This window comes from Aeromonas sp. A04 (genome assembly GCF_047780465.1).
In the GTDB taxonomy this organism is placed as follows: domain Bacteria; phylum Pseudomonadota; class Gammaproteobacteria; order Enterobacterales; family Aeromonadaceae; genus Aeromonas; species Aeromonas bestiarum.
The window spans coordinates 1,150,140-1,177,120 of record NZ_JBLNHP010000001.1 but is presented as its reverse complement, the minus strand read 5'-3'; the positions used below and the strand labels follow the sequence as shown (position 1 = coordinate 1,177,120).

Here is a 26,981-nt window from a genome sequence, read left to right as displayed (position 1 = left end):
CAGCAAGAATTGTGTTGTCAGCATTAAACTCCACACATAGCGCAATAAATTGCGCCAATCAGTACTACTGACCACCCTCGTCAACATTTCCCACTAACGCTGCATCGATATTGAGCCGCACCAGCCCCTGCTTGAGCGCCCAGGATATCGCCTGGCTTTTACTGCTCGCCCCCAGCTTCTCGACGACCCGATTGAGGTGAAAGGTCACGGTTCTAGGGGTGATACCCAATATCTGGGCGATGTCACTGACTTGCTTACCCTCCGCTGCCCACTGACACACCTCCAGCTCCCGTAGACTCAGCGCCTCCCGAGGAGGCATATCGGACAAGCAAACCCGAGCTACCGCTTCAAAGACGTGCACCGACAGCCAGCTCAAGAATGGCGTGGCCGTCAGCCACTGGTGTTCCGTGCGGGATGTTCGGGTAATAAATGACAGCAACCCCACATGACCGTTGGCCCCATGCCAGGGGAAGGTGATGCCATCGCGTAATCCCGCCTCATGAGCCTGCAGCATCACCTCAAGCCCATCAGTATCCTGTCGGTCGCAACATTCGGTAATGAGGTTGGCCCACTGGATAGGCGTGCTCTGAGTCATCCCTTTGCGCACTACTGGGTCTACCGCAAAGAAGTGCTGCGCGTCATAGGTCTGCACCCACTCGGCTGGACAGCCATTGAAGATACGCACCTCGGGGCGCTGAATAGAACTTGGCGAAATTAACCCCAACCGAAAGTGGTCAAAGCCCATCTGCTGGCTGAGGGTGCGCAACAGCGTGACGATGGTGTGCTCGTCAGTTGCCGTATCGAACTGGGTGATGAGCGTCAGTGCGTCGGCAGTATTGAGGAAATGAAGCGGGGTGGTGGTCAAGCATTCAGCTTACAAGCAATAAAACGTTCTAGATTTTATCAAAAATCAAACAGATACAAAAGTGATACTATCGTCAATAATGGAGGCGACCATGCCAATAGCCGACATGGCCCACAGATTTAGATGAGGAACTCGTCCAGCTGACTGCCTTGCTCGATCTGCTCAGCCAGGAACTTGGGCGTGCGACCCTGACCAGTCCAGGTTTTCTCCACGCCATTCTCGACATAGCGATATTTCGGAGGGCGAGGAGCCCGCTTCACTTTAACCGCACCGGTTGACGTCGCAGGAGCACTACCGACCAACTCAGCCGGATCAATCCCGGCATCAGCCAACATCGCTTGGAACTCGGCCAGCTTATTCAGATGCTCCGCTTGTGCTGCCTGTTCTTTCTCTGCTTGCTCCAACCGTTCCAGATAAACAAGCTCAATCTTTTCGTGTGCTTCTTTTACCTGCTCCAGAGATAACTCACGCAGTGCTGCCCGCAAACTGTGCACATTCATTAACACCTTAAAAAATTCACTCATTGAATATCCTCATATTTTTCTTAAAAGAATCAACATTAAAAATACTGCAATGACAAATAGCCACTAATCGTAATTAAAATGAAAGTTGATGCTAGCTAAACTGGTATCAACTTTCATTGTTTGCATTTTCTATCAGTTCCTCGATTAGCGCTGACTTTGTCAATTTACGACGCGTCGCCATATCATCTAGTTTTTTCTTCACATCATCATTAAGATAGAATGATGATGGTTTAATCGTCTCTCTTTTCATTCTGGTTTTTTGTTGTGATGCAGCTTTTTTGAATCTCATCATAAATAATGCTTGTCGGTCTGGGTTCGTGAACATTAGATCCCATGCGATTACAAGTTGACGCCCAATGAACTCTTTGGGGCCGTCCTTACAGGCCCATAATGGTAATTGGTTATTAAATCCATTTGTTAATACGTACTCCCATGCCCACTTGTGCATATTCTGGTTCAACTTAACCCACTTGACCATATCAGTGAAATCCTTTTGGGCTCCCCATATTTCTGCCATGGCGGCTAGGTGCTTTGATTTCTCTGAAATACTGCAATCCCAACGATCAAAGAATCGAACAATATCGTTAAACCTATCTTTCTCATTGATGGATTGAGTTGAAATACATAACTGGTGAGACAATAGGTATCGCTCATGATAATTCTTATTTCGTGAAGTGTACATGTTAGGAGGCATGATTGGATTGAGCTTGGTAAGAGGTGAGAGCTTTAATTGTGACGTGCGACCGTCACGATAAGCAGCCTTATCAACTGAATACATGTGGAGCAGACTCCAAAAAAAGTCTATCGCTCGATCGTCCCTCTCTATAAATGTAAGTTTTTCCCGGTCAAGCATAAAGGATGCTGAAGCATTGAGTAAGGCCTTGTAAAAGGCATCTGGATTGTTTTCAGACGGTGGAATATCACCACCATTATATTCAATGTGATGAGTGAGCTTTTTTAGTTTTACTGTATTTTTTACCACCAACGCTATATCTTTTCGAAGAAAAACATCTTTAGATTGCTTGCTTTCAAATGCGTGAAAATCAGCATCCTTGTTAATTTTATAACAATAGTAAAAGTAGGCTATATCAATTGCTCTCTCGGCGCTATTGTCATCCCACTCAATACCATTAACGAAAAACCCAACCATAATCTACCCCGTAGAAATCAAGCTAGTAAACAGTGTAAATCTAGCAAAAATCAGGCTAATTTCAAGCGTTTTTCAGGCATCAATTTTATGAATTTAGTTGCGAATTAATAAGACTTGCATGTTCAAATTCACTTGATGAGGCTAAATGTGACTGACCATCCCTCTATCTTGTTTATCTAAAGATACAGAGCATGGCATATAAAAGACGGTCAGGGGGCCCTCAGGCTGGTGGGTGTGATAAATAAAATTTGGTTAGTGTTACCTCTATCTGCGCACATTTGCGCGTGCCGTGAATAAGCCATGAGACATCGATGCTGAAACCAAACGCTTAAAAATTACTGCGTGGATTATCTACTGAGCAAAACCCAACCCTAACACTCAGGAGTACATCCATGAATAACCCCATCAAAGTCCTGCGCATTAAAGACCTCATCAGTAAAGTCGGTATGGCGCGTTCTACCATATATGACCGCTTCAACCCAAAGTCGCCACGCTATGACAGTAGCTTCCCTAAACCCATCAAGCTGGGTTTGTCCGCTATTGGCTGGTTAGAGCATGAGGTTGACGAGTGGTTGGCCAACATAGCAACTCAGCGCCCCATCTAATTTATTCCTCTCTAATCCGCTCCATAAGTAGACATCAATTCTTACTGGCAATAATTGGCCGCACCCCCTCTTTTGTTGCCACGCTCTCTATATATAGCGAATAACAAAAACACCCCATAAATGCTTGGTCATCCAGACATTTCGTTTGGGTATTAATGTTATTTAATTTGCATTAATTTAATTTGCATTACTCATTACCCATTTAAATCACACTCCAATATTACCATCATCCTACATAGCCAGGTCTCCCAATAGACCTGGATACTGACTATAGAGAAACACATATGCCTATCGATATACTACCCTTCATCGACACCCTGAATAAGTCCACTCCGCCATACATTCTCATTAAGCGAGATGGCACCTACAATAAATTAGCTAGAAAGTTTCAGCGCATCATGGATACCGTGACTGAACACTATCGCGAGCATAGAGCACCTATTTCAGCACACCCCTCAGTTGAGTTGCTCTTGGAGCATCTCTACCCTTTTCGTGATTTAGATATATTTGACCACGACTTGTGTCTATCGGAGAGAGAGGAATTGGCTAATGAGCTAGATGGCGTTCTACGTGAGTTTATGGACAAGCTGCACTCACCCCAGCACAATAAGCGCCTGTGTAATCTCAGGCGCGATGAGGCGCGTAATACGCAGACATATCGTCACTACATAAACGACTTATTTGACATGCATGCTAAGTTGCTCTTTGTCAGAGTAGATATTCACTACGCTCAATCTATCAGTGCAGAGAAATCATTAGAGGAGGCCATCTCTGATAGAGACTCTTACTTACGCCACGTAAAGCGAGAGTTTCCGCATCTGATTGGATTCATCTGGCGGATGGAGTACGGCAAAGGCCGAGGCTATCACCATCATCTGATGTTTATCTTCAATGGCGCCAAGCTTCGCAATGATATTTGTCTTGGAAAGCAGCTCGGTGAGCTGTGGAAATCCCTCAGCCGTGAGCCCCGAACCTATTTCAACTGTAATGCTCGCAGAAATGAATACCAGCAGTGGGAGACGGATGGGATAGGGACTGTGACCTATGACGACACACATAAGAGGCAGTGCCTGCAGGACTATGCGCTGAGCTACTTGCTGGAGCATGACGAGCTGCTACTGGCAATGATGCAGGAGCGCCGTAAGAGCATCGGCAGGATGCAGCTACCGACACGGCATGGGCGCGGTGGCAGGCCAAGGATCCACCGTACCGAGTAATCGACGGGGCCGCCCGCGCATCCGCTGCTCAGCGTTGCCGGTGCTGCTCTAGTTCGATTTAAAAGGATCTCAGATAGATATTATCAGGGGGAGAGTAAACAGACATCGCTGTGAACCTGCTTGGGAGCGCCATTGCGGCCTCCCAAGTCATCGGCCTTGGCATCGGGTGTCAGTGAGTCACAGATGCTCACACAGAGGGACTAAGGCGCTAATCGTGCCACCAGCTTATCAACCACCTCCAACACCAGTTCTCTGTCAGCAGCCTTGAGTTTGGCTAACTGCTGGCTGAGCACAATGCCTTGCTCGGTAGGGCGGTTGCTGGTCTCACGCAGGAAGTCTGCCAGCTCACACTCAAACAGCTGGGCGAGCTCTGCCAACCGCACCACGGTCGGCACCACTTTTCCCCGCTCCATTCGGGAGACCGCTTCCATCCCGATATCCAGGTGCTCTGCGACTTGCTCCTGGGTCAGCCCCGCTTGCTGGCGTTGCCGTCCAATCGCTTTACCTACGCTCTTGGCCAGTTCTTCAAAGTTGACGTCTGTCATAAGTCCTCCAGTCAGCACGTATGCTTGACCATGGACTCGTTGACATTAAGGGTGTTTTAAGTTGAGACTGGGCGCCAGGGGTTGAGTTTGTTTGAATATATAGATTGAAATTGGAAAGGAGAGTCTTCTACACGGCATAAATTCCAACCCACTTTCGTCAGTGGCGCTTGGCTAACTGCCAGCGCACTCGCTGACATTACCTGTATTACCCCGCTTACCCGAGAGGCCTGCCTCATCGGTCAGGCACCCTTTTGCCCTTTTCATGTTACAGGAGACCACGCATGAAACGCTACCTTATCGCTGCTGCAGTGCTTGCTGCCTCAGCGGTTATCTATACCAGCGCCTCTGACGGCGCCAAGGCATCACCGCCAGAATTCAAACTCGACCTGTTCTACAACTCACTGGGCCGTCCCCAGTTACAGGTAACGTCCCTCAATGATGCAGTCACCATCAAGAAGATCCTCATCAACCGAGGAAAGTGTGTGGCTGTCGGCCCCTACGGAGTAGACCGCACGTTCCCGGTATCACTCAAATACAGCCAGCGTACCCAGCTCTCCCTGATCCCAGGCACCTGCAACTTGCTCGAAGCCACCGTGTTCACCGACCAGGGTGAAGCGGCTTACACATTCCAGTAGGAGAAGCATCCATGCCATTAATTCTGCTGTGGGTAGGGCTGGCGTTACTGCTGGGCTTTGTTGCTGCCGGTAACGGACGCTCATTCTGGGGCTGGTTCATTCTCGGGTTAATTATCGACCCCATTCTGGCCGGACTGCTGTACTGGCTTATTAGTAAAGACTGATGGAGAGACACATGACGACACTGTTCACCCGGACACTACGAGCGGCCACGCTGGGGCTCCTGCTCAGCTGTTCGATGGCAACCTTCGCTGCCGATAGCGCGCTGGAGATTGAGATAAAGGTGCCTGCCACCCTGAGCGGGAAGCTGAGTTACGCCAGCATGAAGTACTGGGTCGAGGTGCCTGGACAAGGGAATGTTGATGTATGGACCGATGATGAAGCTTACGCCGCCTTGATTGACTTGGTGGGGACACAGGTGTCGCTTGAGGGGGCCATGGTGACCTTCACCGATGGCAGCGTCTATTTTCAGCCCAAGCTGGCGAAACCCTCGACCGGATTTACGGTGCGAAAAAATGACGAGGTGAACTTCGATGTGCTGCTCAATGGTGAGCTACTGACTCATCACGACAGTTATGCCGGTGTCGATGTGGCCCACCAGTTTGCGATACAGGGTGGTCAGGTTGCGCTGGTTGAACTGTTCAGCGGGGGAGTGGGGTGCCCCGTGCTCTACCAGTTGGTTGTGGCCAGACAAGATTCACCCACCATGATATCGACCGAGTTTGGGACCTGTAGCGACCTGGGCAAGTTGAGCCCCGAACCCAACGGCTTTACCCTCAATCTACCCGGCAACCCCAGCGAGCGCTGGGTATGGGATGCAAGTAGCCTGACGCTACGGAAGCAATCCTGACCACCAGCCACCACACACTCACCACCATCAGGGCACCTTCGGGTGCCCTGTGTGTTTATGCCGCATCTCGTTTAAGGAACTGTCCATGCCATTACCACAACCGGGGGACCACCTCGTTTCCCCCCGTACCGGCTACCAGCACCACGGCCTCTATCTGGGAGACCATCAGGTCATCCACTACCTGGGGTTCGGTGCCGGTGAACTGTCCGGCCAGATAACCATCACCTCACTAGCTGAGTTTTGCCAAGAGCACGATTACCACATCCAACCCCATGGGGCTCGTGCCTACAACCGGGAGGAGAGTATCGACCGCGCCTATTCTCGCCTCGGGGAGACGCACTACAGCACGCTCTTTAACAACTGCGAACACTTCGTGCTCTGGTGTATCGAGGGCTTTCACTACAGTAGGCAGATTAACCAGCTCATCGCCACTGGCTATATCGCACATCAGGCTCTGCGCACCGTGGCGAGTCAGTCCACCACCTCAGCACTCGCAGGGCTGGCCACCAGCACCATGCTAAGTACGTCAACGCGCACAGTGCTCACAGCAACAGCGGGTTCGCTGCTGAGCACCACTGCTGTTCCCATCACACTTTCCCTCGCCGCCACTTATGGCCTCTACCGCGCCTGGCGTTGGCTCAGGGATTAACGGTTCTCACATTCGATACAAAAAGGACACACCATGATGACCATGCCATTTCACCTGGCAGGGATGGCCCTGTCGATTTCACCTGAACTACCTGACTTGCTGCGCAACGTCGTGCGGGAACAACGGCTCGACCTTACCCACCTCTCGACCCTGACCTTCAACTTTCGCAGCCCCGGCTACAGTGCCGAAACAGGTGGCGTCCATCCGGTAGAGCTGCGGCTTATTCGGGGATTACACGGCTGGGTCTTCGATTACATCACCGACTTCAGCTACCAGGGCCTGGGCCAGCAGGATGCCGAGCTCTGCAAGGAGCTCGACTTCAACCTCTCCTGCGACGAGCACTATCTGCAGGGCTGGGGGCCACTGCCCGGCGTGGAAGCGCGGGAACTGTTCGCAATGTGGCAGAGCAATTTCATTAGCTACGCCCGGTTGGAGTATTTCACCGTCACGGTCAGCGGGGATTAGGAGGTGTGTGATGACTAACGAACTGCCGCTCTCCCACACCTCACTCCTGGTAGCCCCAACGCCCGCACCGTCACGTTGCATCTGCGCTGGTCTGGTGTGCAGTGGCAATTGCTCTCCCTCACCAATGCCGAGGACTGGCACACCACGAGCCAGCTGGTGGATGAGCTTTGCGTTGACCCCAAGCGTCGGTGTTTCTGGCGCTGCCAGGCAGGACCGGTGCCACTCTCTGAGCAGCCCCGCGTGCTGAGTAGCTTTCTGAGCGACCTGCAGCGTACCTGCATCCATAGCGGCAGTGACCCCTTACCCCAAGAGGAGGCGCAAGATGCCCAAACAACCGATAGCCGTTGAACTTGAGGCCATCAATCGGGAGGGCGAGACGCAGGTAGTGCGTGACAGTGGCCTAACCGTACAGGGCTACAGCATCTATGTGCGGACCGTGGAAGCCAGCGGCCTTGCCCTGGCTACCTGGGTAGCAGACTTACGACACCATTGGTCCCGCCTATGAACTGGCAGAACGGCTGAGCCTCGCACTGGCTATCCCGCTAAACGTGTTGGTCCCCGAACCGCTGATGCCGGTGAAGCGGGAACCCGTAGCCACGGCAGGCCCCATCACAACGGCCAACTGAACTGCCCTTTCGAGCGAACCAACAACCTCTCTGCATTTAGCCCCGGCATGCCTCGCGCTGCCGGGGTCTTTCTTTTCAGGAGACACTATGCGTTATCACAAACTCAAAGCTGGGGAATGCCCCGGTACTTATGTCGTAACCGAACCTGTGACCGAGCAAGACCTGCTGCGTATCGCCAACCAGATTGCCCGCAAGCGTCTGGCCAAAGGCACTGCCATTACAAGTACCATAGAGGCCGCTGAGCGACTATAAACCCTGCTGCAGGACCGGGAACACGAGGTGTTTGGCGCACTGTTCCTCGATTCCCAGCATCGTGTACTGGCCTTTGAGGAGCTGTTTCGCGGCACCCTGGACAGCGCCAGCATCTATCCACGGGAAGTGGTCAAAAGGGCCTTGTTACTCAACAGTGGCGCCATCATCGCAGTGCACAATCACCCAAGCGGTGACCCTGAACCTAGCCAATCAGACCGGGTCTTTACCCAAGCCCTCAAAGAGGCCTTGGCACTGGTCGATGTGCGATTGCTTGACCATCTGGTGGTCGGTGCCGAGGGCGTAGTCTCGCTGGCCGAGAGAGGCCAACTATGACTCTGACCCTAGGTAAGTCAAACCTCACCGCCCTCGATATCCTCATCGAGCTGCGCTGCTGGCTTGAAGATAACGTTCAGATACAGGCCGAGCCCGCCATCGTGGCCCACCTACCCAACAGTTACCAACTCACCCAAGCCGACTGCATCGAGGCCATTGATGCGCTGCTGCATCAGCTACGCCATTAGCCAACCGAAGAAGGGGCAAACACCATGCGATTACCTAACCCCTATTCTCTGGAGGAAACGCTGGGCAAGCTGCGCCATGGCCTGGCAGCTACCTGCAACGAGGATGCGCTGGCGTTATTGGAGAAGGCCGTCACCAAGGCTCGTGATGACGGCCTTTATACCAAGCAGTTTGAAGAAACCTTGCTACATGGCTCCACCATCGAGATACGCGAATGTCTTAGCTGCTTTGGTGACTACTTCGAACGATCCAGAGACGCGCCGCCCTATTACCCGCATCACGATGCCGTCAATGGCATTGATTGTGCGCTCTACGCCATCCTGTTTGATGCTGCGCATCCCGACACATTCCAGGATCACCAATAACGAACCGTCGATCGCCCATTAACATTTATGCCGATCACGTTTCCGCCCGATACCCCGGATCATCAGGTTCAACACCATGATCCGGATATCCCGACACAACCCCCAGGGCTACCTCACCGAAGGTGGCCTTTTGCATTTCAAGGAGTCATCCCCATTTCTGCCTTCATGATTGACCGCCAGGATTACCTAGCCTTTGCCGTGCAGTTACACCGCTTTTGCAATGCCCCCATTACACCCTTGAGTTGCTGCGCACCCTCTGGTGGATACCGCCAATGGATGTCACCAGCATCTGGGCATGGCGGGTAGACCGGCTGGTACGGCTGGTGATGCTCGCCAATCGGCGGGCGGTCTGGCATCGCTATCAGCTGGGTCGTCAGCAGGACCACAAGGAACCACGTCAGCACCGCTCGACCAAGCTGAGTCCGCTTAAACCTGCCCATCGTTACCACCAGGCACCACTTACCGATGCCGAACTGGTGACGCTGTATAAATTCACCTGCTGCGCCCTGTACCAATCGAGCGAATGGACCGGTAGCCCTGAACAGGCCCCCCGGCTAGTGAAGGTGATACAGCAGTTGCAGCAGGCGCTGGCGCAAGACGTGCTGACCCAGTTGTCACTGTGGGAACAAGCCCCTTGGGGAGAGATGTGATGGCCAGAACCGTTACTCACTCCCTTCTTCATCAGGAGCAATACCATGATCGAATTCAACGACAGTTTTAGCCAGGCCGCCGTAGCGGAGGCAATGTGTGCCCATGCGGGACTTGCCAAGCTCATCAGCCAGCAGTTGATGCTGCCGGGCTTTGCCTATGCCCACGATGTGGAGGGGCGGCGAATTGGCGGTCCACTGGTTGCCCCCAACCCGGTGCTGCACAAGACCACGCTCTTTGTCAGTCCACGGGATATGCGTGAACACCTACCACGAGAGATTAATTTCGCCCGCTTTCGCCGCGCCTGTAATGCAGCGGGTCAGCCGGTTGGAGAGTGGCAACGGGTGATTGTTGGGGCTTACGTCAACCACGGCAGCAACGACGCGCCGGATTGGAGTAGCCACACGTGACCATGACAACGCCCACGGCATCCCCAATGGAGACAGAGGAAGCTCTCGTCAGGCTCCGAGCGCATATCGAGGAGTTCATTGCGCTGGAGCTGACCCACAAGCTCGATACGCAGTTGGCCAGTCTGGTGCATTCCGGCGTGCTGACTCTCGACAACTGGGATGGGGCAAATCTGGTCCTGCCTCGCACCGTCACTACCGCGCTACTGGAGGCCGCCGCCGAGCGGGTGATTTGGCATAGCCACCGCCGTCGCTATCAGCGAGACATCAACCGCCTCAAGCAAGCGCTGCAGACAATCCTCCCCCTAACCCCATGCAGCCCCTCAATCCGAGGGGCTGTTTGCATTTAAAGGAATTCCTCCATGTATGATCTGCGTGATTACAAGACCCTGTCTGCTCGACAGCTCACCGCAGCTATCGGCCAGCTCAATCACAACACCACGCCGAAGATAATGACCCACCTTGCATTGCGGGCCAGGCAGCCACTCCCGCTCAGTAATGGCCGCAGCCGGGCCAAGGCCCTTAAGCTGCTGCGCCGGGTCAAGAAGGCTAACAAGACTGGGCGTATCCCGCTTGAGCTCACTGTGACGGGCTGCCGCATCGACCGGGGTTGCCATCAGGCAGACCGCTACTACTACGACCGGACACTGCTGGCCCAAGGCTGGCAGCAGTACGACACCGAGGAGGATGTCTGGTACTTCGGTATCTGGATTAACACCGAGAAGCTGGAGACCTTTACCTATGCCGAGGGGGATACCAATCATCTGATTGCACCAAACGTCGCGGCGTTTCGTGCCGAACTGGCGCGACTCTACCAGCACCACCCGCAAGCCCCGGCGTTTATCAGCATCGACACGGAAGCGGGCGTTGTGACCCACCATTTTGAAGTCAAACCGGAGATGTGACGTGGCCAAACACATCACTATCAAAGTACCTAGAAAACATCCGCAAACCGGCGATCTCACCACCTTCGAGCTCAAGAGCCAGCGGATGGAGATCGACATCGGGAGATAGGTCGTGCCATTCCTCATTCACGGGCGGTGTATCGGCACCTCACTCATCCACATCCCGAGCGGCTATCACATCGCTCTGCTCGGTGGCTGACTCACAGGGCACTATCCTGTGGGGGGGGGGATAGATCCTGGCGTGTGGCTAGGCACTACTCGGCTGGGATCCTGCGCCAACAGCTTGCTGTTGCCTGCGGCCCTGAGTATTTAATGGTGACTTTGGACTCGTTTGCCTGAAGATTACTGTCCTGTAGGCGTGCCATAAACAGCTTGGCTGGTGTGGCGGCTAAATAAGCCAGCTCCTTCAAAAGAATGCTTTGAAAATTGACATCAGTGTTATGGCCCTTCGGCACAATCTGACTAGCAGATTTGCGCAAGGTATCGCTGATGTTGAGCGTTACGGTATCTGCAGCATTGGTCCCTTGACCGGCAAGCAACATGTCTAAAATAGAGGTCGATGCCACAAGAGCGAGCGTTTGATACCCGTTTTTCATCCTGTCGCTTCTTACAAGAATTTGTTCTTAATTGCCACCCCCCGAAGATGGCTGACTTAATCTCGGCAAGTAAATGGCAACTCAATCCGCTATGACTTAGCTGGTAGAACCTTGCAACTGACCGCACACTGGTAGTTGAGCTGACGACGATTGCCGTAGTCATCAACATAGATAAAGCTGGGTGTATTACCGAGCGTCTTGCCACTCAGACTCAGCGTGCTACTGCTGGTGGGCTCCAGTATCACCCCTTCAAAATCGGCAATGGCCTTTCCCTTTGCTGAAGTGGCGGCTTCGACCACAGTGACGTAATAGGGGTCGGGTTATCGAGCCGGTAGCTACTCCCTTCTGGATGGAGGGTCAGCTGCTCTTGCCATGGGGCTTTGCCACTGCCTGAAGGCACCAGCAGCGCTTGCGGGCGGTAGAAGAACATCACTTTTGTCGGCAGGATCAGTGGCAACACACTTACCTTACCACTCTTGAGCGGTATTTCCCGCAAATTGAAGTAGAAAAGGCTCTCCTTATCCTGCGGCAACAAATTGACCATCGGCAGGTAGATAACCTGCAGAATGGCAGAGCTGTCTGGCTCGACCCGCTGGATAGGAGGCAGCACGATAAAGGGACGGTTGATCTTGTGGCCGTACTCATCTTCTATCCAGGCCTGAGCCAGATAGGGTTGCTCTTTATTCTCGTTGGTCACCTTCATGCTGAGCGTATTGCTATCACCAGGGAAGATAACCCGGGTACGATCCAAGGTTATCGCTGCATTAACAGCCGATGTGGACAAGCTACAGATGGTCAACAGGGCCAGTTGCATCTTTTTTTTCATATTTTAACTTTCCCCCTTGGATCATTATTGAAGTTTGTCATTTGTCACTAAGAGAGCGTCTCAGGGGAAGAGGTGACCATCCCAGTAACGCCCAATCTTATACCTTGTGAGAGGGTGCCATCAAAAACTGATGAAAGCACTGTTACGCTCTTGCCATCTTTACTAGACATCAACGACCTGACAAATATGTCATCTTCCTCATATTCATTGAAAATGATATTGATATATTTATTGTTGTTTATTTCCCCCTGGTCAATAGATTTTATTTTTATTGACTTGTTATGGAGGCTAACAAAGAAATCGGACTCATCTTTACCCACTTGAATGTGGTTAACTCGAAACACCTTGGTAAAGTGAAATACGGGTTTTGTTTTATTGTCATAAAACAAAACATCTTGAATTAATGAAGATGGCAACTTGAACTTAGGATGACCACTAGGATAATGAGTTGAGTTGATAACCATTTCCCCAATATAGTCAGGCTTGTTATCTTTGCATGAACTATAAAACCGTTTTTTATGGAGAACTGGACCTTGTTCAGATATAGTGGGTGTATATAATGGAGTAACATCATTGCCGACAGTGCTAGAATTGTCATTTATATAATCAGCGATACATGTCAGTTGCTTATTTATGTTAATGTTATGATCCAAAATAAACACTTTGCTCCAGCTTTTTTGGCCATTTTTATCGCCAATAAATGAGATGGCGGCATTAGATAAACTAACCTGCATATCATGATTTTTCGGCAGGTGACTGATCAACTCTGGATAGTTGACTGACCGTTTCAGGTCAGCCATCTTGATAATGGTTAATGAGGGGGTTTCATATGCTATTTTATAGGCAAGCGGCGTCACCTCTTGGCCCATATAAAAACTATATGCTAATAGTAGCCCTATGACTGTTAAGACCAGATATGGAATGCTGAGTTTAACTCGTGAACCCGTATTGTTTTCTCTGAATAATATGGTTGATATATTATCATCCGGCTTCTTTACAACCTCTTTCTCTTCTGCAGTCACATCAATTTTGAGTGTGTTTAGACGCAACATATAACCAACCCGAGTCACGGTCTTTATTGCACCAAGGTAGCCCAGTGAATCAAACTTCCGGCGCAAGCTTAGTATGCTTTTGTTAAGACTAATGCCCGCCCCCTCTCTGTCACCCCAGATTTCCTGAAGAAATGCCTTTCGCTCTACCACCTGCTGTTGATAGGCACAGAGAAGTTGCAATACCTTAGTCTCTTTGTGACTAAGTTGTATTTCTTTTCCATTGTAAATAAATCTGAAACTGGCGGGCTGGAAAAGTATAGCAGCCTCTATATTGTACTCAATCATCTCAAATACCAAACATATATTTAACACTCATCATTGTAGGCTTTATTTTAATTTAAATAAACATAAAATTTTTCTTTTATGTTTCAATTTATTTCCATCACCCAGCCTTTAACAAGAATTTATATTGTTTGATCGTGTTATCACTACTTCAGGTATGACGTCAAAATTGAGTGTTATAGCTCGTTTTAAATTGGGATTTATAGCTGTCACTTTGTGTAACACTGTGAGTCAGCGCCAAATTTAAGCTGGTTTTTGTGTACCACACCAGATAAACAGGAAAGCATTTATTCTCAGTTGAGAAATAAAATACCCCTCCTCGCTCACACCTCTAAGAGCCCTTGTTATGTCATTGTTTTTTAAGGGTTTTGTGTGGAATAAAATGGAGCTTCCTCTTGCTGTATTGGTCATGTAAATTTCTATCGTCAATTTGGCCCAGTCAGAACGCTTAATTCATGCGAGGGCATGCCAGCCAGAGACATTTAAAATATGTTGTACAACTTGCCTTTCCTTTGAAGGTACTTACAACAACCTTAATAACTTCGAAATGGAAAAATGAAATCAATGAAAAGAAATATTATGGTGCTGACCACATTGGCAACTCTTGGCGCAACCGCACAGGCTGCCGATACAGAATTACCAAAACCTCCCACTGTTCAAATTCACATGTTAAATATCAAGGGCAATGTGGTGATGGATGGTTGCGCCATTGACAGTGATGCGCTAAATGGCGGAGAGCTCTATCTGCAGCTGGATCAGGTCCCCTTAGCGTCTGTTAAACAGACACCGACCACTATCCTAAATAGCTTGGATGCCAGTGCCAATAGTACCCTCGTTTGCCCTTCAGGGATCGACACTGTGCAGTTGGCGTTGATGCCGAGACCTGGTGAGTATTCGGGCGACCTTATGCATAACACTGCCGAGGCGGATGCGGCGAAAGGGATTGGTTTCAAGGTGGCGGCGGCGTTTGGTGAAGATCTACCAGCTACTCCTACCTGGGTTGATTTCTCCATAAACACACCATATACAGCTCAACCCGACGCTAATGGCAAAGTTGCTATCAATTTTGGTGCCAACTATGCACTGACCGGTACTCCGGAGAACGCTTCCGCTGGTGGGGTAGAGGCCAAACTACCGTTTAAAATCTCCTATATGTAATCAATGCCTACCTCATTAGAGATGAGGGCATTTAACGTGATATTGCTAATACCTCCATCATTAAAGATGGAGGTATTCAATGTGTTTTTTATCTCCAAAAACATTGATGGAGAAATTTATGGATATTTACTGCGCATGAAGATTGGTTTAATTTTCATTTCTATTTTCCCGATAATGGCGTTAGCCGCTAACGATAGAACCGTTACTATAAGTGTATCTGGAGTTGTAGAGGCCCCCACGTGCTCCCTAATAGAATCAGAATATGGGAATTATGAGTATGACTTTGGAATAATTCCTCTCTCTCACCTAAGTGAAATGTTGGATGGAACGAGAGTTAATGGTTCCTATACGGCTGATAGGAATATTCAGTTTAAATGTGATGGGGCTGCAAGCTTTGTCAATTTCCAGTTTAAACCAACGTCAAGAAAAATCTGTCCATCTGGTACTAAAAAAGCTACGTGGAATTACTTTTGCAACGAAGTGGAGGGTGGTTCCACACTAGGGGTGGCGTACCTATTTACTTGGGTCGATAAAAACAAATCAGAAAAGGTCGAATATCTTTATTCTGATCGAAATTTCGATAGCGTAGAAAGTGGAATTATAGAAAATGGTGTGTTCAATCTTAATCTAAAGCATTTTTATTGGGCCCCTTATAAAAACGGAATTCAAGTGTTGCCTGGCGAATCAAAATATACGATGGGAATAACTGTGTGGACTCAGTGATAGTTAAATGCTTCTGGTTTTTTGAGAGTTAATATGAATAAAGTAATATGTTTTGTATATGGGATCGCCTTATCACTGGCTAGCTTTATGGTTCATGCATCCATCCAGCTCTCCACTACTCGCTTGATCTTTGAAGAGGGGGCGAGAGAGACGTCGGTGACGGTGCGCAATAAGGGGGACACTCGCTTGATCCAAAGTTGGCTCGATAAAGACCAACCTGAACAAATAGCACCTCCCTTTGCTGTGACACCGCCCTTGGCAAAGTTGGATAAAGAGGGGCAGCAGTTGCTGCGGGTGCATTACGCCGGACAGGGATTACCCAAGGATCGTGAGTCGATGTATTGGCTGGCGGTGCAGGAGATCCCGCAAAAGGCGCAGGGAGCGAATGTGGTGCAGTTTGCGGTGCAACAACGGATCAAGGTGTTTTATCGCCCTGCCGGTTTGGTCGGCAAGGCAAGTGAGGCACCACGTTCACTCAACCTGACCCTGACGGATGGCCAGCTGACCCTGAGTAACCCGACTCACTTCTTTATTAATCTCACATCGGTTGAGGCTGGGGGGAAAAGGCTCGGAGGCGCGACGATAGCCCCCTTTGACAAGCTGACTCTACCCTCAGCCCAGTTGCAGGCCGATGGAAAGCTTGAGCTGACAATCGTCAACGATTATGGGGCGCACCTGCGCTGGCAGGGACAGTTAAGCCGGGGGATTGGGCAACCACTTACCCTTAGCAAATCTTGAGTTTTCACTGACGTATAGCGATGTGAAGATCGATAATCACTGACCCTTTATACAGGTTTTTATGCAGTCTCTTTATATATCAGGGACAGTGATGTGCTTTTCGCTGTTCTTTGTGTCACAAGTACTCGCCAACTCAACAACTTCGGACAGCGATAAGCTGAACTTTAGCAGCGGTTTTATGCATGGGCTGGAGGTCGATCTCGATAAGTTTATGGCCCAGGGGGCGCTGCAGCCTGGCCACTATCGAGTCGATCTTTTCCTGAATCAGAGGCTGGTAGCTCGCGATGAGCTGGCGTTTGTCGAACGGGACGACAGAGTGACCCCATGCCTTGCTCCTGAGCTCTTTGCACGCATTGGCGTGGATATGGCCGCTCTAGCAGAAGCATTGAACCTGCCTGCTAGAGCGACCCTGCCCGAGTGCATTGATCCCAAACAAGTGGAGTATGGTGATTGGCGTTATGAGGTTAGCAGTCAACGGCTGGAAATCAGCTTGCCGCTGCAGCTGGTGCCCAGGGTTGATCGCCAAGAGGTGCCGGCTAACCTCTGGGATGAGGGGGTGGCAGCGGGCTTTGTCACTTATCGCTTCAGCAGCAGTTGGCGTCATTCTGACACCCAGGGAGGCAGCGAGATCCATGACAGCAGCTTTACCTCTGGCCTTAATGTAGGCCCGTGGCGGCTGCGTAACCATAGTTCAGCCACCTATGCAGAGGGGGACATCCGCTGGAACAGCGAACAGAGTTATGCCGAGCGGGACATCACGGGTCTGAAGAGCCAGCTGGCGGTTGGCGAGGTCTATGGTCAGTCTCAATTATTTGATGCACCACGACTGCTGGGGTTAACGATGGGCACAGATGAGCAGATGTTGCCCTCAAGTATGCGCGGCTATGCCCCCGTGGTGAGCGGTGTGGCCGAGAGCAATGCCAAGGTGGAGATCCGACAGGGGGGCGAGCTGCTGCTGCGTACCGATGTGCCGCCCGGCCCCTTTACATTGCGTGATATTCCCACTCGGGGAAGTAACGGTGAGCTGGAGATCACTATCATCGAAGCCGATGGTAGCCAGCGTACCCAGACCCAGGGGTACGGCATGGATGCTGTCATGGTAGCTGAGGGGAGTACCCGCTATCGCGTCAACCTGGGTGAGCTGGATTATCCCGAACTACTAGGCGATCGCTGGTTTGGTTCTGGTGAGGTGATTCATGGCCTTAGCTCCAATCTGACGATTGGTGGTGGCATCCTGGGCAAGAAGGACTATTTTGCCCTGAATATGGTACTGGGTGTGGGAACTTCATTTGGTGCCATGTCATTCGATGTCACTCATTCCGATAGCCGGGGGCGCCTTGGCGATCACGTGCGAGGGCAGAGTTATCGGGGCCGTTTCTCCCGCCAGTTTCAGGAGACAGGCACCACTCTGGGAGTGACGGCCATGCGTTACTCAGATGAAGCCTATCGAAGTCTGAGCGACCATCTGACTGAAAATAAAGTTCTGAGTGACGGTAGCCCTTCACGTAGCAAGGCCCAGCTCTCTGCCGCCATCAACCAGTCGCTGCCTGAGCAGTATGGTAGTGTCAACCTATCGTTTAATTACGATGAGTTTTGGGGAGATGAGCGGGCGCGAACCAGCATCTCAGCTGGCTATGGTAATAGTTGGAAAAGCCTGAACTACAGCCTGAATCTAGAGAAGAGCCGCACCAGCCGGGGCGAGGATGAGAATCGGATGTCGGTCAATCTCTCAATGCCGCTGGCATGGGGTGATAAACGAGGCCGATTCACCATGAACACGAGTCGCAGTGGAGATCGCAGCAACAGCAATGTGGGTATCAATGGTGGCTATGCCGATTTCAACTATGGACTAAGGGCTAGCACTGATCACCGTGATAACCAGAGCTGGTCTGCCAACGGCAGTGCTCGTAGCCGGTATGGCGATGGTTCGCTCGGTTTTAGCCAAGGTAGAGATTATCAGGCGTTACATGCTAGTTGGAATGGTTCGCTGGTGGCTCATGAAGGTGGCTTAAATCTCGCGCCGGCACTTGGCGATGGCTTTATTCTGGCCGAAGTAGAGGGGACGCCGGGGGTCGGCTTTGTCGGCAATGAGGCCAGAACAGGCTACAACGGTTATGCGGTGTTGCGCAACTTTACCCCCTATAGCCGCAACTGGGTCAAGGTCGATAGTAAAACACTGCCAGATGGAGTGGAGCTGGTGGGCAATGATAGCGAGGTTGTTCCTCGTCAGGGGGCGGTGTCCAAGGTTCACTTTGGTGCTAATAAAATTCTACGAGCTCAGTTCGAGTTACGCGACTCCACAGGGAAGGTGCTGCCATTTGGGGCTCAGTTGGAGCTAACCAACGGAGAGTTGCTGGCCATGGCTGATCCTTACGGGCGGGCACTGGCCTTGCTGACCGAGCCAAAAGGGGAGTTGGTAATCAAGTATGACAAAATGCGCTGCGTGGTGCCTTATGAGATATCGGACATGCCCAACGAGGGGCAGAGCTATGAACGTCTGATATTGCAGTGCTCTCACTGATTACAGCCAAAACCAACAGATAGATGGGCAACAAAATTATGCTGATTAAGCAAGATATTTTCTGGGTGGCAGCCCTTGTAGCTGCGATGTTATATCCCTGGCAGGCAAGCGCGGAGTGCCGGGTAACTGGGGGGCCGAATATGAGCCTCAGCTATGACTATCAGCGCGATAGGGCAGTGGGTAGCCCTGACCCTATCGCAACGGTTCGCTTTGATACTGAGTTGTACTGTGATTCAGAACCGGAAATATCACCACCCGAACTGATTATTGGGCAGGCTGCACACGGTTATAGCAACCAAGTCACTCGCAATATAGGGAAGATCAACATGTTAGCGGGTGGACAGGATTCGGTCGGATTTATCTGGCGCAACAACATCAATGGGGAGGAAAAGCATATACCACTCGGCCAGAGTAACCCCGTGACGCGTAAGCTGATAGCAGATGGAACTGCAATCCGGGTACAGGATACCTTTCACTTCCACTATGTTGCCGGCGCACTACAACCAGGACGTGATATTGCTCCAGCACCTCTCGAAGTAAGTTACCAGGGTGGAGACGGGGTAGTACCTCTCTATGAACTAGTGTTTCCTTCGATCCCCCTATTTGCACGGGCCTGCTCAATCCGAAGCGAGCATATGGATATCGATTTTGGCCATGTGGAGATGAATGAGATTCGCAAGGTCGGAGAGGAGCCCTCATCCAAGGTGGTTCGCAAGCAAGAGCTGGAATTGGTATGTGATCCCGGTACTAATGTCGGGTTTCGTATCACCCCCGCCAGACAGCAGGATAGTAATATCTTGCTTGGCACAGAAACTCTCGACAGTGCAGCCAAAGGTGTGGGAATAAAAATGCGTTACAGCAGTTTTGCCCGTAAGCTTCGTGATGTGCGCTTTGGTGAAACCCTATCTTGGGGGAGAACAACTGAAGGCTACTCTGCTACCGAACAGTCTGTGAATATTCCGTTCGAGTTTTATCTGGTGAGAACTACACCTGATATTGAGGCAGGAAAGTTTGAAGCACAGGCAACGCTGGAAATGCGGCATGAATAGTATTGGTTTGCCAGTGTGACATCGAAATAATGAAATATAAAAAAAGAGTGTTGCAATTTACACAATAAATATTGTGAACCTTTATGTAGTGGTTAATCAAAATGTCGTTTAAATGCTTGAGTCAATCAGGATGGATGTCAGGAATAGTTTTATGTCTTTCAATGGTGACAGAGTTTGCGTATTCGCAAGATGGGCATATATCTATTATTGACTATCAAGAAGAAACACAGCTGTTATCTTTGAATATAGTTTCTCCTGTCACAGGCGAAGATAAACTTTTTTTGAGTGCAGATGGAATCACTTCTGAACTCAGGCGATTTACTCGGGTTGGTGAGCACAGGATGGTAATTTACCTTCCCTGCGGAGAATTAAAGGACGGTAATTATCTTCTCTACAGGACAAGCGATGTCGCGCTGCCGTTGTTACTAGAGCATATTTCTTGCACATCGGATAATGAAAAATTACAGCAGCCACGCATTATTTATAGCAATACTGGATGCATCATTGAGCCCAAGGGCACTACTCTATGGCGAGTCGGCTCACTGATGGCGCAAAAAAATGGCTATTCTGTATACCAGAATATGTTTGCCGTGTTTCTGACCAATCGCAACAACTTTATCGATGCTGATATCACTATGATGCGGGATAAGCTGTTGCTCTGCCCGACGGAAGACCTGATCGCTTCTATTGACAAGCGCCATGCGATCGAGATGTTTCAAGATGCAGAGGCGTTTCGTCTAGACCGTATCATGAAAAAGGCTACACCGCTGGGGAACAAGTCGGATGACTCGTTTGAAGAAGATACAGAGCAGTTGGCACAGGTTATAGCTCCTGAGGGAGTAGCTGTTCAGAGGTAGTCTGACGCCAGATTGCTCGATATTGTAGTAGTCAACTAAATCCGAACATCTGGTTAGGTTGCACCTTGGCTTATGCTAGCTGTATCCCGTCATTGGGCTGATGTGGGCGCCGCCAGTTGCTGTGATCCATCGGTTAATAAGTGATATCCCGCCTTTCTTCCTACTGGCTCATGTATCCCGTAGCTAGGAGCCACTTTTACTTCAGGCTCCAGAACAATTGTTCCATCGGCGCGTTGACGCTCCCAACAGTTACCGCGCCGGGTCATGCGATAGTGCCAAAGCCTTTGCCGAAATGCATTACCACCAGTCGAAACATCAGTGATATCGCTACACCACACCTGATGGCGGAGCTGGACATCAAATTCACGCACATGCAGATTGGGAAAATCGGGTTGTTCAGACCGGGTGACCTAATAACGATGTGTTCCAGGCGGTTTGGATGCCAGTTCAGATTCCTTTATCAGGCTGAGTATTTTGAGCCGATACCCAAACTTCCACATCATCGACATCAAGGCACTGCTGCTAGCTGAGTTCCGGTTCTCTTTGAACAGGCGCTGCAACTCGCTGCGTTGCTCTACCCGCTTGCGATCAATGATGTGTTGGCGAGCCAGATAATTGTAAAAACAGGGCGTTGGAGCATCGAAAGCGCAGCCGTCTAGGTTGATTGTGGCTTGCTTCCTTAATCGGTTTATCAGCGATTATATGTGAATTCGTCCGCCATCAAGAATTAGCCTTGGAATATCTTTTTCGTGCTCGAAATGGTTCATGGAGGCTTCCCGCTACTGGATTTTCGGCTGCTCATGAGTTTGCGCTTTGCTGATTGGAGTTGTGCCGCTGCATTCGGATTGGTACTGCTGAATCCTGCGAAGAAGCAGTGTTTCATTGACATCCTGTAAATGGCTGGCTTTGTGGACAAAATATCCTTTGCCAAGCACCATGGATGCGCCTTCCTGCTTAAACTCGGCAGCGAATGAGCTACATTGTCTTGTCATTTAACTCCTCTGGTGATAGTGACGACTGCTCCACCTAAAATGGTGTCCGGGATGATTAGACCACTACACGGTGTGAGTTAAAATGTGGGTTCAAAACTAAAAAAGCACTTCCGATTTAACGAAAGTGCTTTTTTCAATGGCTTAGTATTTTGACTTAGTTCATGCCGTAGAGAACAACATGTTTTATCACCCTTAATGTCTTAGCCGCCAAAAGTGGTTGCGGGAGAAATGGGTTACCTTGGTGCAGTAACACTTTCCTTCATGAACACAGCTTTACCCGACTAAGAGAATACATTGAGATAATGTGGCGCTCGCCGTTAGGAGGTACCTTCGGAAGTAAGGTTAGTTCCTACCGTGTGCCAAATGTGGTACCCCATGTGGTACCCAGGGCAAAAATCTATAATTTGTCAGGCAAGATGAAATCATAAGCGACTGTTTTTAATGGTGCCGGTAAGAGGAGTCGAACCCCCGACCTTCGCATTACGAATGCGCTGCTCTACCAACTGAGCTATACCGGCGTGGCACTAGATTCCCGAAAACAGCGGGGCAAGTCAATGAGCTGATATCAATTTTATGAGTTAGCTCATGGAGTTACGGGCAATGTCAGAGGTTGGCAAACTCCGGAATATGGGCGCGGCCGCGGCTCTCGAGAAAGTCGAGCAGGGCGCTGGGAGATCGCGCCAGGATCCGCTCTTCGGGGAAGTTTGCCTCGGTCACCAACCGATGACAGTGCTCGAAATCCCCCAGGCTGAAGGCCACGTGGGAGTCGGAGCCGAAGGTGAGATAGGCACCCAGATCGCGCGCCGCTTCGACGATGGCACGGCAGTTGCTCTCGCTACCCGGACGGGAATGGCTGAAGGAGGAGTTGTTGAGCTCCAGCGCCACTCGGTATTCGGCGGCGGCCTTGACCACGGCCTGGATGTCGATGGGGAAGGCGGGGTTGCCAGGATGGCTTATCATGTCGACCCGACCGCTCCTGATGGCGTTGATCATGGCCTGGGTATGGGTAGCCTGATCGCAGGGGGGAAATACAGGTTCGTGGAAGCCGGCCATTATCATGTCGAGCCGAGACTCGTAGCGCTCGGGGAAGTCTATTTCACCGTCGATATTTTTGATGTTGGCTTCGATGCCACGCAGTATGCCGACGCCGTCGACCACCCGCGGCAGCACATGCAGATTGACGAAGTGCCAGAAGTGGGGAGCATCGGCCATGTCGGGGCCGTGATCCGTGGTGGCGAACAGCTTGATCCCCTTCGCCCTGGCGATGGGCAGATAGTCGTGAATGGTGCTGTAAGCGTGGGTGCTGGCGACGGTATGGGTGTGGGTATCGACCGTATACTTCATCTTCTCTCCCCTTCTGGCGTGAGGCGCCAGCATAGCAAAGGCGGCGGGTCGAGACCATGTTGTGGCTTGTCATACTTTGTCACAAATTGCGGGGACGTTGACAAAGTTTGAACACGCTTGGCCGCCATGATGGATGAATCGATGAAAGCCTGAACTCGCATCGATGGGTTGGATCAGGATGGTGCAACCTCTTTTCCCCGCCGTCGCTCCCTGCGACGGTTTTTTTTTGCCCGCGCATCGTCACCAACACCAACAGGGCAAAAAAATGCCCAACTAGCATGCAGCAGGTTGGGCGAGACTTAATGTTTAATTGCAGTGGCATAGATATAGAGTGTTGTTTGTCAGCTAAGTTCCCGCCTTGTTCTCCATTTTTAGCAAAAACATTCCACTAACACCCGTTCACATTCTCTTGACATAAAAGGTTGTGAAACGTACTTTTTAAACATTCGTTTAAGTGAGGTGTCCTGTGAGTAAAATCGATACCAAGAACCGTATTCTCGATGCCGCCGAGGTGTTGTTTGCCGAACGGGGGTTCGCCGATACCTCTTTGCGTCTGATCACCAGCGAGGCCGACGTCAACCTGGCGTCGGTCAACTACCACTTCGGTTCCAAGAAGGAGCTGATCCAGGCGGTGCTCGATCGCTACCTGAGCCTGTTCATGCCCGAGCTGGATGCGCGCCTGAACACCCTGATGGAGCAGGAGCAGCTGACCCTGCTGCAGGTGTTCGAGAGCTTCGTTGATCCCCTGATGAAGCTGGTGGCGGTGCGGACCAACGGTCCCGCCATCTTCATGCAACTGCTGGGGCGTGGCTACATCGACAGCCAGGGCCACCTGCGCCGCTTCATCACGGCTCACTACGGCCCCATTTTGCTGCGGATCACCCAGGCGATCTCCAAAGCCAATCCGTCTCTGTCACCGGCGGATCTGTTCTGGCGGCTGCACTTCACCCTGGGCACTGTCGTGTTCACCATGGCCTCCGCCGATGCGCTGCGCGACATCGCCCTGGCCGACTTTGGCCAGCAGCTCGATGTGGAAGGGCTGGTGCGCAACGTAATTCCTTATCTGGCGTCCGGTGTCGGGGCGCCCGTGGAGTCGACCAGGCTCTCCCTGGCCGTGTAACAACCAACAATAAATCAACGGAAACAGTGAAATAGAAGGAACTTGAGTATGATCACATTGCTTATCCTGCTGGTGCTGGCGATAGCCGTTGTGCTCGGCGTGCCCTCCATCCGCAAAAAGGTGGTAACCCGTCCCGTGTTCGGCATCTTCAAGAAGATACTGCCGCCCCTGTCGGCCACCGAACGGGAGGCCATGGAAGCCGGCTCCGTCTGGTGGGATAGCGAGTTGTTTCGCGGCAACCCCGACTGGAAAAAACTGCACGGCTACGGCAAGGCCGAGCTGACCGCCGAGGAGCAGGCCTTCATCGACAATCAGGTCGAGACCCTGCTCGCCATGGTCGACGACTTCAAGATCGTCAATGAAACCAAAGACCTGCCGGAGCCGGTGTGGGACTATCTGAAGAAGGAAGGCTTCTTCGCCCTGATCATCCCGAAATCCTATGGCGGCCGCGAGTTTTCGGCCATTGCCAACTCCACCATAGTCACCCGCATCGCCACCAAGAGCCTGAGCGTGGCGGTTACCGTCATGGTGCCGAACTCACTTGGCCCGGGCGAGCTGCTGATGCACTACGGCACCCAGGCCCAGAAGGATTTCTGGCTGCCGGGGCTGGCCAATGGCAAGGAAGTACCTTGTTTCGCCCTGACCGGCCCGGAAGCGGGCTCAGATGCGGGCGCCATCCCGGACAAGGGGATCGTCTGCAAGGGGATGCACAAGGGTGAAGAGGTGCTTGGCATCCGTCTGAACTGGAACAAGCGCTACATCACCCTGGCCCCCCGTGCCACAGTGCTGGGTCTGGCGTTCAAGATGTATGACCCGGAAAAACTGCTGGGTGACAAGGAAGAGCTGGGCATCACCTGCGCCCTGATCCCCACCAGCCACCCCGGCGTGCGCGTGGGTGATCGCCACTACCCCATGGGGCTGGCGTTCCTGAACGGTCCGACCTTCGGCAAGGATGTGTTCATTCCGCTCGACTGGATCATAGGTGGCCCGGATTACGCCGGTCGCGGCTGGCGCATGCTGGTGGAGTGCCTCTCCGCCGGTCGCGGCATCTCGCTGCCTGCACTCGGTACCGCCTGTGGTCACATGACGAGCCGTACCGTGAGTGCCTACTCCTATGTGCGCAAGCAGTTCGGCATGTCCATCGGCAAGTTCGAAGGGGTGCAAGAGGCGCTGGCCCGCATCGGCGGCCTGACGTATCAGCTGGAAGGGGCCCGTCGCATGACGGCCGGTTCGCTGGACTTGGGGCAGGCACCGGCTATCGTCACCGCGATTTCCAAGTACCACATGACCGAAATGGCGCGCCAGGTCATGGATGATTCCATGGACATACATGCTGGCCGAGCCATCCAGCTGGGTCCGAAGAACTACACCGGCTACGCCTACATGGGCATTCCGGTGGCCATCACGGTGGAAGGGGCCAACATACTGACCCGCAACCTGATGATCTTCGGGCAGGGCGCCACTCGCTGCCATCCCTATGTGTTTGCCGAGCTGGAAGCGGCCGCCGACACGGACGTGGAGCGCGGCCTCGAGAAGTTTGACGCCCTGCTGCTGAAGCACATCGCGTTCGGTACCGGCAACTTCTTCGGTTCCCTGTTCCAGGGGCTGACCCTGGGCCAGTTCAACGGTTCCCCGGTGAGCGGCGAGACCGCCCGTTACTACAAGCAGCTGTCACGGATGAGCAAGGGGCTGGCACTCTGTGCCGACGTCTCCATGCTGATGCTGGGTGGCGATCTCAAGCGCAAGGAGATGATCTCCGCTCGTCTGGGGGATGTGCTGAGCCACCTCTATCTGGCCTCTTCCACCCTCAAGCACTACGAGGATCAGGGCCGCATGGTCTCCGATCTGCCGTTCGTGCAGTATGCGGTGGAGCGCAACCTCTACCTGATCGGCAAGGCGTTCGAGGGCTTCTTCCAGAACTTCCCGAACAAGGTGGCGGGTGCCGTGCTCAAGCGGGTGGTGTTCCCGTTCGGCGTGGGTTACCAGATGCCGGCGGACGATCGCTGCCACGCCATCTGTCTGGCCATGATGACGCCGGGCGAGTTCCGCGACCGTCTGACGGCGCTGTGCTACGTGGGCAAGGATGATGCGGATCCGGTCGGTCTGATGGATCGCGCCTTCCTGGCCATGGTGGCGGTACAACCCATCGAGAAAAAGCTGGTGCAGGCCCAGAAAGAGGGCAAGCTGCCCCGCAAGATGGCCCTGCCCGAGCTGGTCGCGGCTGCCCTGTCCCAGTCCATCCTGAGCAAGGACGAGGCCGACAAGCTGCTGGCCGCCGATGCCTTGCGCTATGAGGCGATCCAGGTGGACAACTTCGCCCCTGGCGAGCTGGAAGGTCTGTCTCAGCCGAACCCTGTGGTGCATGCCGCCTGAGTCTATTGCCATCACTGAACCTGATGAGAAACCGGCCAAGTTGGCCGGTTTTTTTGTTTGTTAACCATTCATTTACAACCTCGATTAATTCCAGTTTAATGCAATGGCCCCCACCCTTGGGGC

At 51.8% G+C, this 26,981-nt stretch carries 31 protein-coding genes, 1 tRNA gene and 2 pseudogenes; 23 read left to right on the top strand and 11 right to left on the bottom strand.

What is annotated here, in order from left to right:
* Nucleotides 1-64: 64 nt before the first annotated feature.
* From ACM3N8_RS05285 to ACM3N8_RS05275, 3 genes are all read right to left on the bottom strand, one after another.
* The gene (locus ACM3N8_RS05285) at nt 65-865 is read right to left on the bottom strand and encodes a LuxR family transcriptional regulator (protein WP_416015584.1); all 801 of its coding nucleotides are present in this window, start codon (nt 863-865) and stop codon (nt 65-67) included.
* Between the two features lie 119 nt (nt 866-984).
* Nucleotides 985-1,389, bottom strand: a complete 405-nt coding sequence (locus ACM3N8_RS05280; protein WP_416015582.1) for an H-NS family nucleoid-associated regulatory protein — start codon at nt 1,387-1,389, stop codon at nt 985-987.
* A gap of 106 nt (nt 1,390-1,495) precedes the next feature.
* The gene (locus ACM3N8_RS05275) at nt 1,496-2,539 is read right to left on the bottom strand and encodes a CopG family transcriptional regulator (protein ID WP_416015581.1); all 1,044 of its coding nucleotides are present in this window, start codon (nt 2,537-2,539) and stop codon (nt 1,496-1,498) included.
* 392 nt (nt 2,540-2,931) lie between these two features.
* Here ACM3N8_RS05275 and ACM3N8_RS05270 point away from each other — a divergent pair, with 392 nt between their 5' ends.
* Both ACM3N8_RS05270 and ACM3N8_RS05265 read left to right on the top strand, forming a co-directional pair.
* Complete coding sequence (locus ACM3N8_RS05270) at nt 2,932-3,144, top strand: AlpA family phage regulatory protein (RefSeq protein ID WP_416015579.1); 213 nt, start codon at nt 2,932-2,934, stop codon at nt 3,142-3,144.
* Between the two features lie 284 nt (nt 3,145-3,428).
* Nucleotides 3,429-4,361: an inovirus-type Gp2 protein gene (locus ACM3N8_RS05265; protein ID WP_416015577.1), complete on the top strand. Its 933-nt coding sequence runs from the start codon at nt 3,429-3,431 to the stop codon at nt 4,359-4,361.
* A gap of 200 nt (nt 4,362-4,561) precedes the next feature.
* Here ACM3N8_RS05265 and ACM3N8_RS05260 read toward each other — a convergent pair whose 3' ends face one another.
* Nucleotides 4,562-4,906 (bottom strand): helix-turn-helix domain-containing protein, encoded by a 345-nt coding sequence (locus tag ACM3N8_RS05260; RefSeq protein WP_041216040.1) that lies wholly within the window; start codon nt 4,904-4,906, stop codon nt 4,562-4,564.
* 281 nt (nt 4,907-5,187) lie between these two features.
* Between ACM3N8_RS05260 and ACM3N8_RS05255 the strand changes: the two genes are divergently transcribed.
* The 13 genes and pseudogenes from ACM3N8_RS05255 to ACM3N8_RS05195 all read left to right on the top strand — a co-directional run bounded on the left by ACM3N8_RS05255 (nt 5,188) and on the right by ACM3N8_RS05195 (nt 11,227).
* Nucleotides 5,188-5,541, top strand: coding sequence for a hypothetical protein (locus ACM3N8_RS05255; protein ID WP_194758941.1), 354 nt, complete (start codon nt 5,188-5,190; stop codon nt 5,539-5,541).
* Nucleotides 5,542-5,552: 11 nt separating this feature from the next.
* Nucleotides 5,553-5,705, top strand: coding sequence for a hypothetical protein (locus tag ACM3N8_RS05250; protein ID WP_042034774.1), 153 nt, complete (start codon nt 5,553-5,555; stop codon nt 5,703-5,705).
* Nucleotides 5,706-5,716: 11 nt separating this feature from the next.
* A complete protein-coding gene (locus tag ACM3N8_RS05245) occupies nt 5,717-6,391 on the top strand; it encodes a hypothetical protein (protein ID WP_416015575.1) in 675 nt (224 codons plus the stop codon).
* 85 nt (nt 6,392-6,476) lie between these two features.
* Nucleotides 6,477-7,040 (top strand): lecithin retinol acyltransferase family protein, encoded by a 564-nt coding sequence (locus ACM3N8_RS05240; protein WP_416015573.1) that lies wholly within the window; start codon nt 6,477-6,479, stop codon nt 7,038-7,040.
* Between the two features lie 33 nt (nt 7,041-7,073).
* Nucleotides 7,074-7,505 carry a DUF2787 family protein gene (locus tag ACM3N8_RS05235; protein WP_416015571.1) on the top strand — a complete coding sequence of 144 codons (432 nt, stop codon included), beginning with the start codon at nt 7,074-7,076 and terminating at the stop codon, nt 7,503-7,505.
* A 322-nt stretch (nt 7,506-7,827) separates the two neighbouring features.
* Nucleotides 7,828-8,010 (top strand): hypothetical protein, encoded by a 183-nt coding sequence (locus tag ACM3N8_RS05230; protein WP_416015570.1) that lies wholly within the window; start codon nt 7,828-7,830, stop codon nt 8,008-8,010.
* Between the two features lie 208 nt (nt 8,011-8,218).
* Nucleotides 8,219-8,716 (top strand): annotated as a pseudogene (gene radC / locus ACM3N8_RS05225) (RadC family protein).
* Nucleotides 8,713-8,904 (top strand): hypothetical protein, encoded by a 192-nt coding sequence (locus ACM3N8_RS05220; RefSeq protein ID WP_416015568.1) that lies wholly within the window; start codon nt 8,713-8,715, stop codon nt 8,902-8,904. The pseudogene radC and the gene ACM3N8_RS05220 overlap by 4 nt, the downstream one beginning before the upstream one ends.
* A gap of 24 nt (nt 8,905-8,928) precedes the next feature.
* Nucleotides 8,929-9,267, top strand: a complete 339-nt coding sequence (locus ACM3N8_RS05215) for a hypothetical protein (RefSeq protein ID WP_416015567.1) — start codon at nt 8,929-8,931, stop codon at nt 9,265-9,267.
* 272 nt (nt 9,268-9,539) lie between these two features.
* Complete coding sequence (locus tag ACM3N8_RS05210) at nt 9,540-9,917, top strand: hypothetical protein (protein WP_416015565.1); 378 nt, start codon at nt 9,540-9,542, stop codon at nt 9,915-9,917.
* Between the two features lie 45 nt (nt 9,918-9,962).
* On the top strand, nt 9,963-10,325 hold the full coding sequence (locus ACM3N8_RS05205; protein ID WP_416015564.1) for a hypothetical protein: 363 nt from the start codon (nt 9,963-9,965) through the stop codon (nt 10,323-10,325).
* Nucleotides 10,326-10,351: 26 nt separating this feature from the next.
* Nucleotides 10,352-10,672 (top strand): hypothetical protein, encoded by a 321-nt coding sequence (locus ACM3N8_RS05200; RefSeq protein ID WP_416015562.1) that lies wholly within the window; start codon nt 10,352-10,354, stop codon nt 10,670-10,672.
* A 12-nt stretch (nt 10,673-10,684) separates the two neighbouring features.
* The gene (locus tag ACM3N8_RS05195) at nt 10,685-11,227 is read left to right on the top strand and encodes a hypothetical protein (RefSeq protein ID WP_416015560.1); all 543 of its coding nucleotides are present in this window, start codon (nt 10,685-10,687) and stop codon (nt 11,225-11,227) included.
* Between the two features lie 254 nt (nt 11,228-11,481).
* On the opposite strand, the gene ACM3N8_RS05190 is transcribed toward ACM3N8_RS05195, so the two are convergent.
* The 4 genes from ACM3N8_RS05190 to ACM3N8_RS05175 form a co-directional block, all read right to left on the bottom strand.
* Complete coding sequence (locus ACM3N8_RS05190; protein WP_339330479.1) at nt 11,482-11,823, bottom strand: hypothetical protein; 342 nt, start codon at nt 11,821-11,823, stop codon at nt 11,482-11,484.
* An 89-nt stretch (nt 11,824-11,912) separates the two neighbouring features.
* Nucleotides 11,913-12,122, bottom strand: coding sequence for a hypothetical protein (locus ACM3N8_RS05185; protein ID WP_416015558.1), 210 nt, complete (start codon nt 12,120-12,122; stop codon nt 11,913-11,915).
* Nucleotides 12,065-12,649 carry a molecular chaperone gene (locus ACM3N8_RS05180; RefSeq protein WP_416015556.1) on the bottom strand — a complete coding sequence of 195 codons (585 nt, stop codon included), beginning with the start codon at nt 12,647-12,649 and terminating at the stop codon, nt 12,065-12,067. The genes ACM3N8_RS05185 and ACM3N8_RS05180 overlap by 58 nt, the downstream gene beginning before the upstream one ends.
* Nucleotides 12,650-12,696: 47 nt before the next feature.
* The gene (locus ACM3N8_RS05175; RefSeq protein WP_416015554.1) at nt 12,697-13,986 is read right to left on the bottom strand and encodes a winged helix-turn-helix domain-containing protein; all 1,290 of its coding nucleotides are present in this window, start codon (nt 13,984-13,986) and stop codon (nt 12,697-12,699) included.
* A 552-nt stretch (nt 13,987-14,538) separates the two neighbouring features.
* Between ACM3N8_RS05175 and ACM3N8_RS05170 the strand changes: the two genes are divergently transcribed.
* The 6 genes from ACM3N8_RS05170 to ACM3N8_RS05145 all read left to right on the top strand — a co-directional run bounded on the left by ACM3N8_RS05170 (nt 14,539) and on the right by ACM3N8_RS05145 (nt 21,029).
* Entirely contained in the window at nt 14,539-15,141 is a 603-nt protein-coding gene (locus tag ACM3N8_RS05170) for a fimbrial protein (protein ID WP_416015552.1), read from the top strand.
* 3 nt (nt 15,142-15,144) lie between these two features.
* Nucleotides 15,145-15,864 carry a hypothetical protein gene (locus tag ACM3N8_RS05165; protein ID WP_416015551.1) on the top strand — a complete coding sequence of 240 codons (720 nt, stop codon included), beginning with the start codon at nt 15,145-15,147 and terminating at the stop codon, nt 15,862-15,864.
* 33 nt (nt 15,865-15,897) lie between these two features.
* A complete protein-coding gene (locus ACM3N8_RS05160; RefSeq protein ID WP_416015549.1) occupies nt 15,898-16,602 on the top strand; it encodes a molecular chaperone in 705 nt (234 codons plus the stop codon).
* Between the two features lie 91 nt (nt 16,603-16,693).
* Nucleotides 16,694-19,123, top strand: a complete 2,430-nt coding sequence (locus ACM3N8_RS05155; protein ID WP_416015548.1) for a fimbria/pilus outer membrane usher protein — start codon at nt 16,694-16,696, stop codon at nt 19,121-19,123.
* Between the two features lie 23 nt (nt 19,124-19,146).
* A complete protein-coding gene (locus ACM3N8_RS05150) occupies nt 19,147-20,172 on the top strand; it encodes a fimbrial protein (RefSeq protein ID WP_416015546.1) in 1,026 nt (341 codons plus the stop codon).
* Nucleotides 20,173-20,306: 134 nt separating this feature from the next.
* On the top strand, nt 20,307-21,029 hold the full coding sequence (locus tag ACM3N8_RS05145; protein ID WP_416015544.1) for a hypothetical protein: 723 nt from the start codon (nt 20,307-20,309) through the stop codon (nt 21,027-21,029).
* 136 nt (nt 21,030-21,165) lie between these two features.
* Here the strand turns inward: ACM3N8_RS05145 and ACM3N8_RS05140 are convergent.
* The 3 genes and pseudogenes from ACM3N8_RS05140 to ACM3N8_RS05130 form a co-directional block, all read right to left on the bottom strand.
* Nucleotides 21,166-22,021: pseudogene (locus ACM3N8_RS05140) on the bottom strand (IS3 family transposase); the annotation flags it as partial.
* A gap of 442 nt (nt 22,022-22,463) precedes the next feature.
* Nucleotides 22,464-22,539: transfer RNA gene (locus ACM3N8_RS05135), tRNA-Thr, on the bottom strand.
* Between the two features lie 85 nt (nt 22,540-22,624).
* Nucleotides 22,625-23,365 carry a phosphatase gene (locus tag ACM3N8_RS05130; protein ID WP_290017226.1) on the bottom strand — a complete coding sequence of 247 codons (741 nt, stop codon included), beginning with the start codon at nt 23,363-23,365 and terminating at the stop codon, nt 22,625-22,627.
* Nucleotides 23,366-23,831: 466 nt separating this feature from the next.
* On the opposite strand from ACM3N8_RS05130, the gene ACM3N8_RS05125 reads away from it, so the two are divergent.
* Nucleotides 23,832-24,485: a TetR/AcrR family transcriptional regulator gene (locus ACM3N8_RS05125; RefSeq protein ID WP_043134650.1), complete on the top strand. Its 654-nt coding sequence runs from the start codon at nt 23,832-23,834 to the stop codon at nt 24,483-24,485.
* 48 nt (nt 24,486-24,533) lie between these two features.
* Entirely contained in the window at nt 24,534-26,858 is a 2,325-nt protein-coding gene (locus ACM3N8_RS05120) for an acyl-CoA dehydrogenase (RefSeq protein WP_290017225.1), read from the top strand.
* The last annotated feature ends 123 nt before the right edge of the window (nt 26,859-26,981 follow it).

Bases quoted from the DNA above. Each gene is read 5' to 3' on its own strand.
- ACM3N8_RS05280 (WP_416015582.1), bottom strand. From the start codon at position 1,389: ATGAGTGAATTTTTTAAGGTGTTAATGAATGTGCACAGTTTGCGGGCA.
- ACM3N8_RS05275 (WP_416015581.1), bottom strand. From the start codon at position 2,539: ATGGTTGGGTTTTTCGTTAATGGTATTGAGTGGGATGACAATAGCGCC.
- ACM3N8_RS05270 (WP_416015579.1), top strand. From the start codon at position 2,932: ATGAATAACCCCATCAAAGTCCTGCGCATTAAAGACCTCATCAGTAAA.
- ACM3N8_RS05265 (WP_416015577.1), top strand. From the start codon at position 3,429: ATGCCTATCGATATACTACCCTTCATCGACACCCTGAATAAGTCCACT.
- ACM3N8_RS05260 (WP_041216040.1), bottom strand. From the start codon at position 4,906: ATGACAGACGTCAACTTTGAAGAACTGGCCAAGAGCGTAGGTAAAGCG.
- ACM3N8_RS05255 (WP_194758941.1), top strand. From the start codon at position 5,188: ATGAAACGCTACCTTATCGCTGCTGCAGTGCTTGCTGCCTCAGCGGTT.
- ACM3N8_RS05250 (WP_042034774.1), top strand. From the start codon at position 5,553: ATGCCATTAATTCTGCTGTGGGTAGGGCTGGCGTTACTGCTGGGCTTT.
- ACM3N8_RS05245 (WP_416015575.1), top strand. From the start codon at position 5,717: ATGACGACACTGTTCACCCGGACACTACGAGCGGCCACGCTGGGGCTC.
- ACM3N8_RS05240 (WP_416015573.1), top strand. From the start codon at position 6,477: ATGCCATTACCACAACCGGGGGACCACCTCGTTTCCCCCCGTACCGGC.
- ACM3N8_RS05235 (WP_416015571.1), top strand. From the start codon at position 7,074: ATGATGACCATGCCATTTCACCTGGCAGGGATGGCCCTGTCGATTTCA.
- ACM3N8_RS05230 (WP_416015570.1), top strand. From the start codon at position 7,828: ATGCCCAAACAACCGATAGCCGTTGAACTTGAGGCCATCAATCGGGAG.
- ACM3N8_RS05220 (WP_416015568.1), top strand. From the start codon at position 8,713: ATGACTCTGACCCTAGGTAAGTCAAACCTCACCGCCCTCGATATCCTC.
- ACM3N8_RS05215 (WP_416015567.1), top strand. From the start codon at position 8,929: ATGCGATTACCTAACCCCTATTCTCTGGAGGAAACGCTGGGCAAGCTG.
- ACM3N8_RS05210 (WP_416015565.1), top strand. From the start codon at position 9,540: ATGGATGTCACCAGCATCTGGGCATGGCGGGTAGACCGGCTGGTACGG.
- ACM3N8_RS05205 (WP_416015564.1), top strand. From the start codon at position 9,963: ATGATCGAATTCAACGACAGTTTTAGCCAGGCCGCCGTAGCGGAGGCA.
- ACM3N8_RS05200 (WP_416015562.1), top strand. From the start codon at position 10,352: ATGGAGACAGAGGAAGCTCTCGTCAGGCTCCGAGCGCATATCGAGGAG.
- ACM3N8_RS05195 (WP_416015560.1), top strand. From the start codon at position 10,685: ATGTATGATCTGCGTGATTACAAGACCCTGTCTGCTCGACAGCTCACC.
- ACM3N8_RS05190 (WP_339330479.1), bottom strand. From the start codon at position 11,823: ATGAAAAACGGGTATCAAACGCTCGCTCTTGTGGCATCGACCTCTATT.
- ACM3N8_RS05180 (WP_416015556.1), bottom strand. From the start codon at position 12,649: ATGAAAAAAAAGATGCAACTGGCCCTGTTGACCATCTGTAGCTTGTCC.
- ACM3N8_RS05175 (WP_416015554.1), bottom strand. From the start codon at position 13,986: ATGATTGAGTACAATATAGAGGCTGCTATACTTTTCCAGCCCGCCAGT.
- ACM3N8_RS05170 (WP_416015552.1), top strand. From the start codon at position 14,539: ATGAAATCAATGAAAAGAAATATTATGGTGCTGACCACATTGGCAACT.
- ACM3N8_RS05165 (WP_416015551.1), top strand. From the start codon at position 15,145: ATGCCTACCTCATTAGAGATGAGGGCATTTAACGTGATATTGCTAATA.
- ACM3N8_RS05160 (WP_416015549.1), top strand. From the start codon at position 15,898: ATGAATAAAGTAATATGTTTTGTATATGGGATCGCCTTATCACTGGCT.
- ACM3N8_RS05155 (WP_416015548.1), top strand. From the start codon at position 16,694: ATGTGCTTTTCGCTGTTCTTTGTGTCACAAGTACTCGCCAACTCAACA.
- ACM3N8_RS05150 (WP_416015546.1), top strand. From the start codon at position 19,147: ATGGGCAACAAAATTATGCTGATTAAGCAAGATATTTTCTGGGTGGCA.
- ACM3N8_RS05145 (WP_416015544.1), top strand. From the start codon at position 20,307: ATGTCAGGAATAGTTTTATGTCTTTCAATGGTGACAGAGTTTGCGTAT.
- ACM3N8_RS05130 (WP_290017226.1), bottom strand. From the start codon at position 23,365: ATGAAGTATACGGTCGATACCCACACCCATACCGTCGCCAGCACCCAC.
- ACM3N8_RS05120 (WP_290017225.1), top strand. From the start codon at position 24,534: ATGATCACATTGCTTATCCTGCTGGTGCTGGCGATAGCCGTTGTGCTC.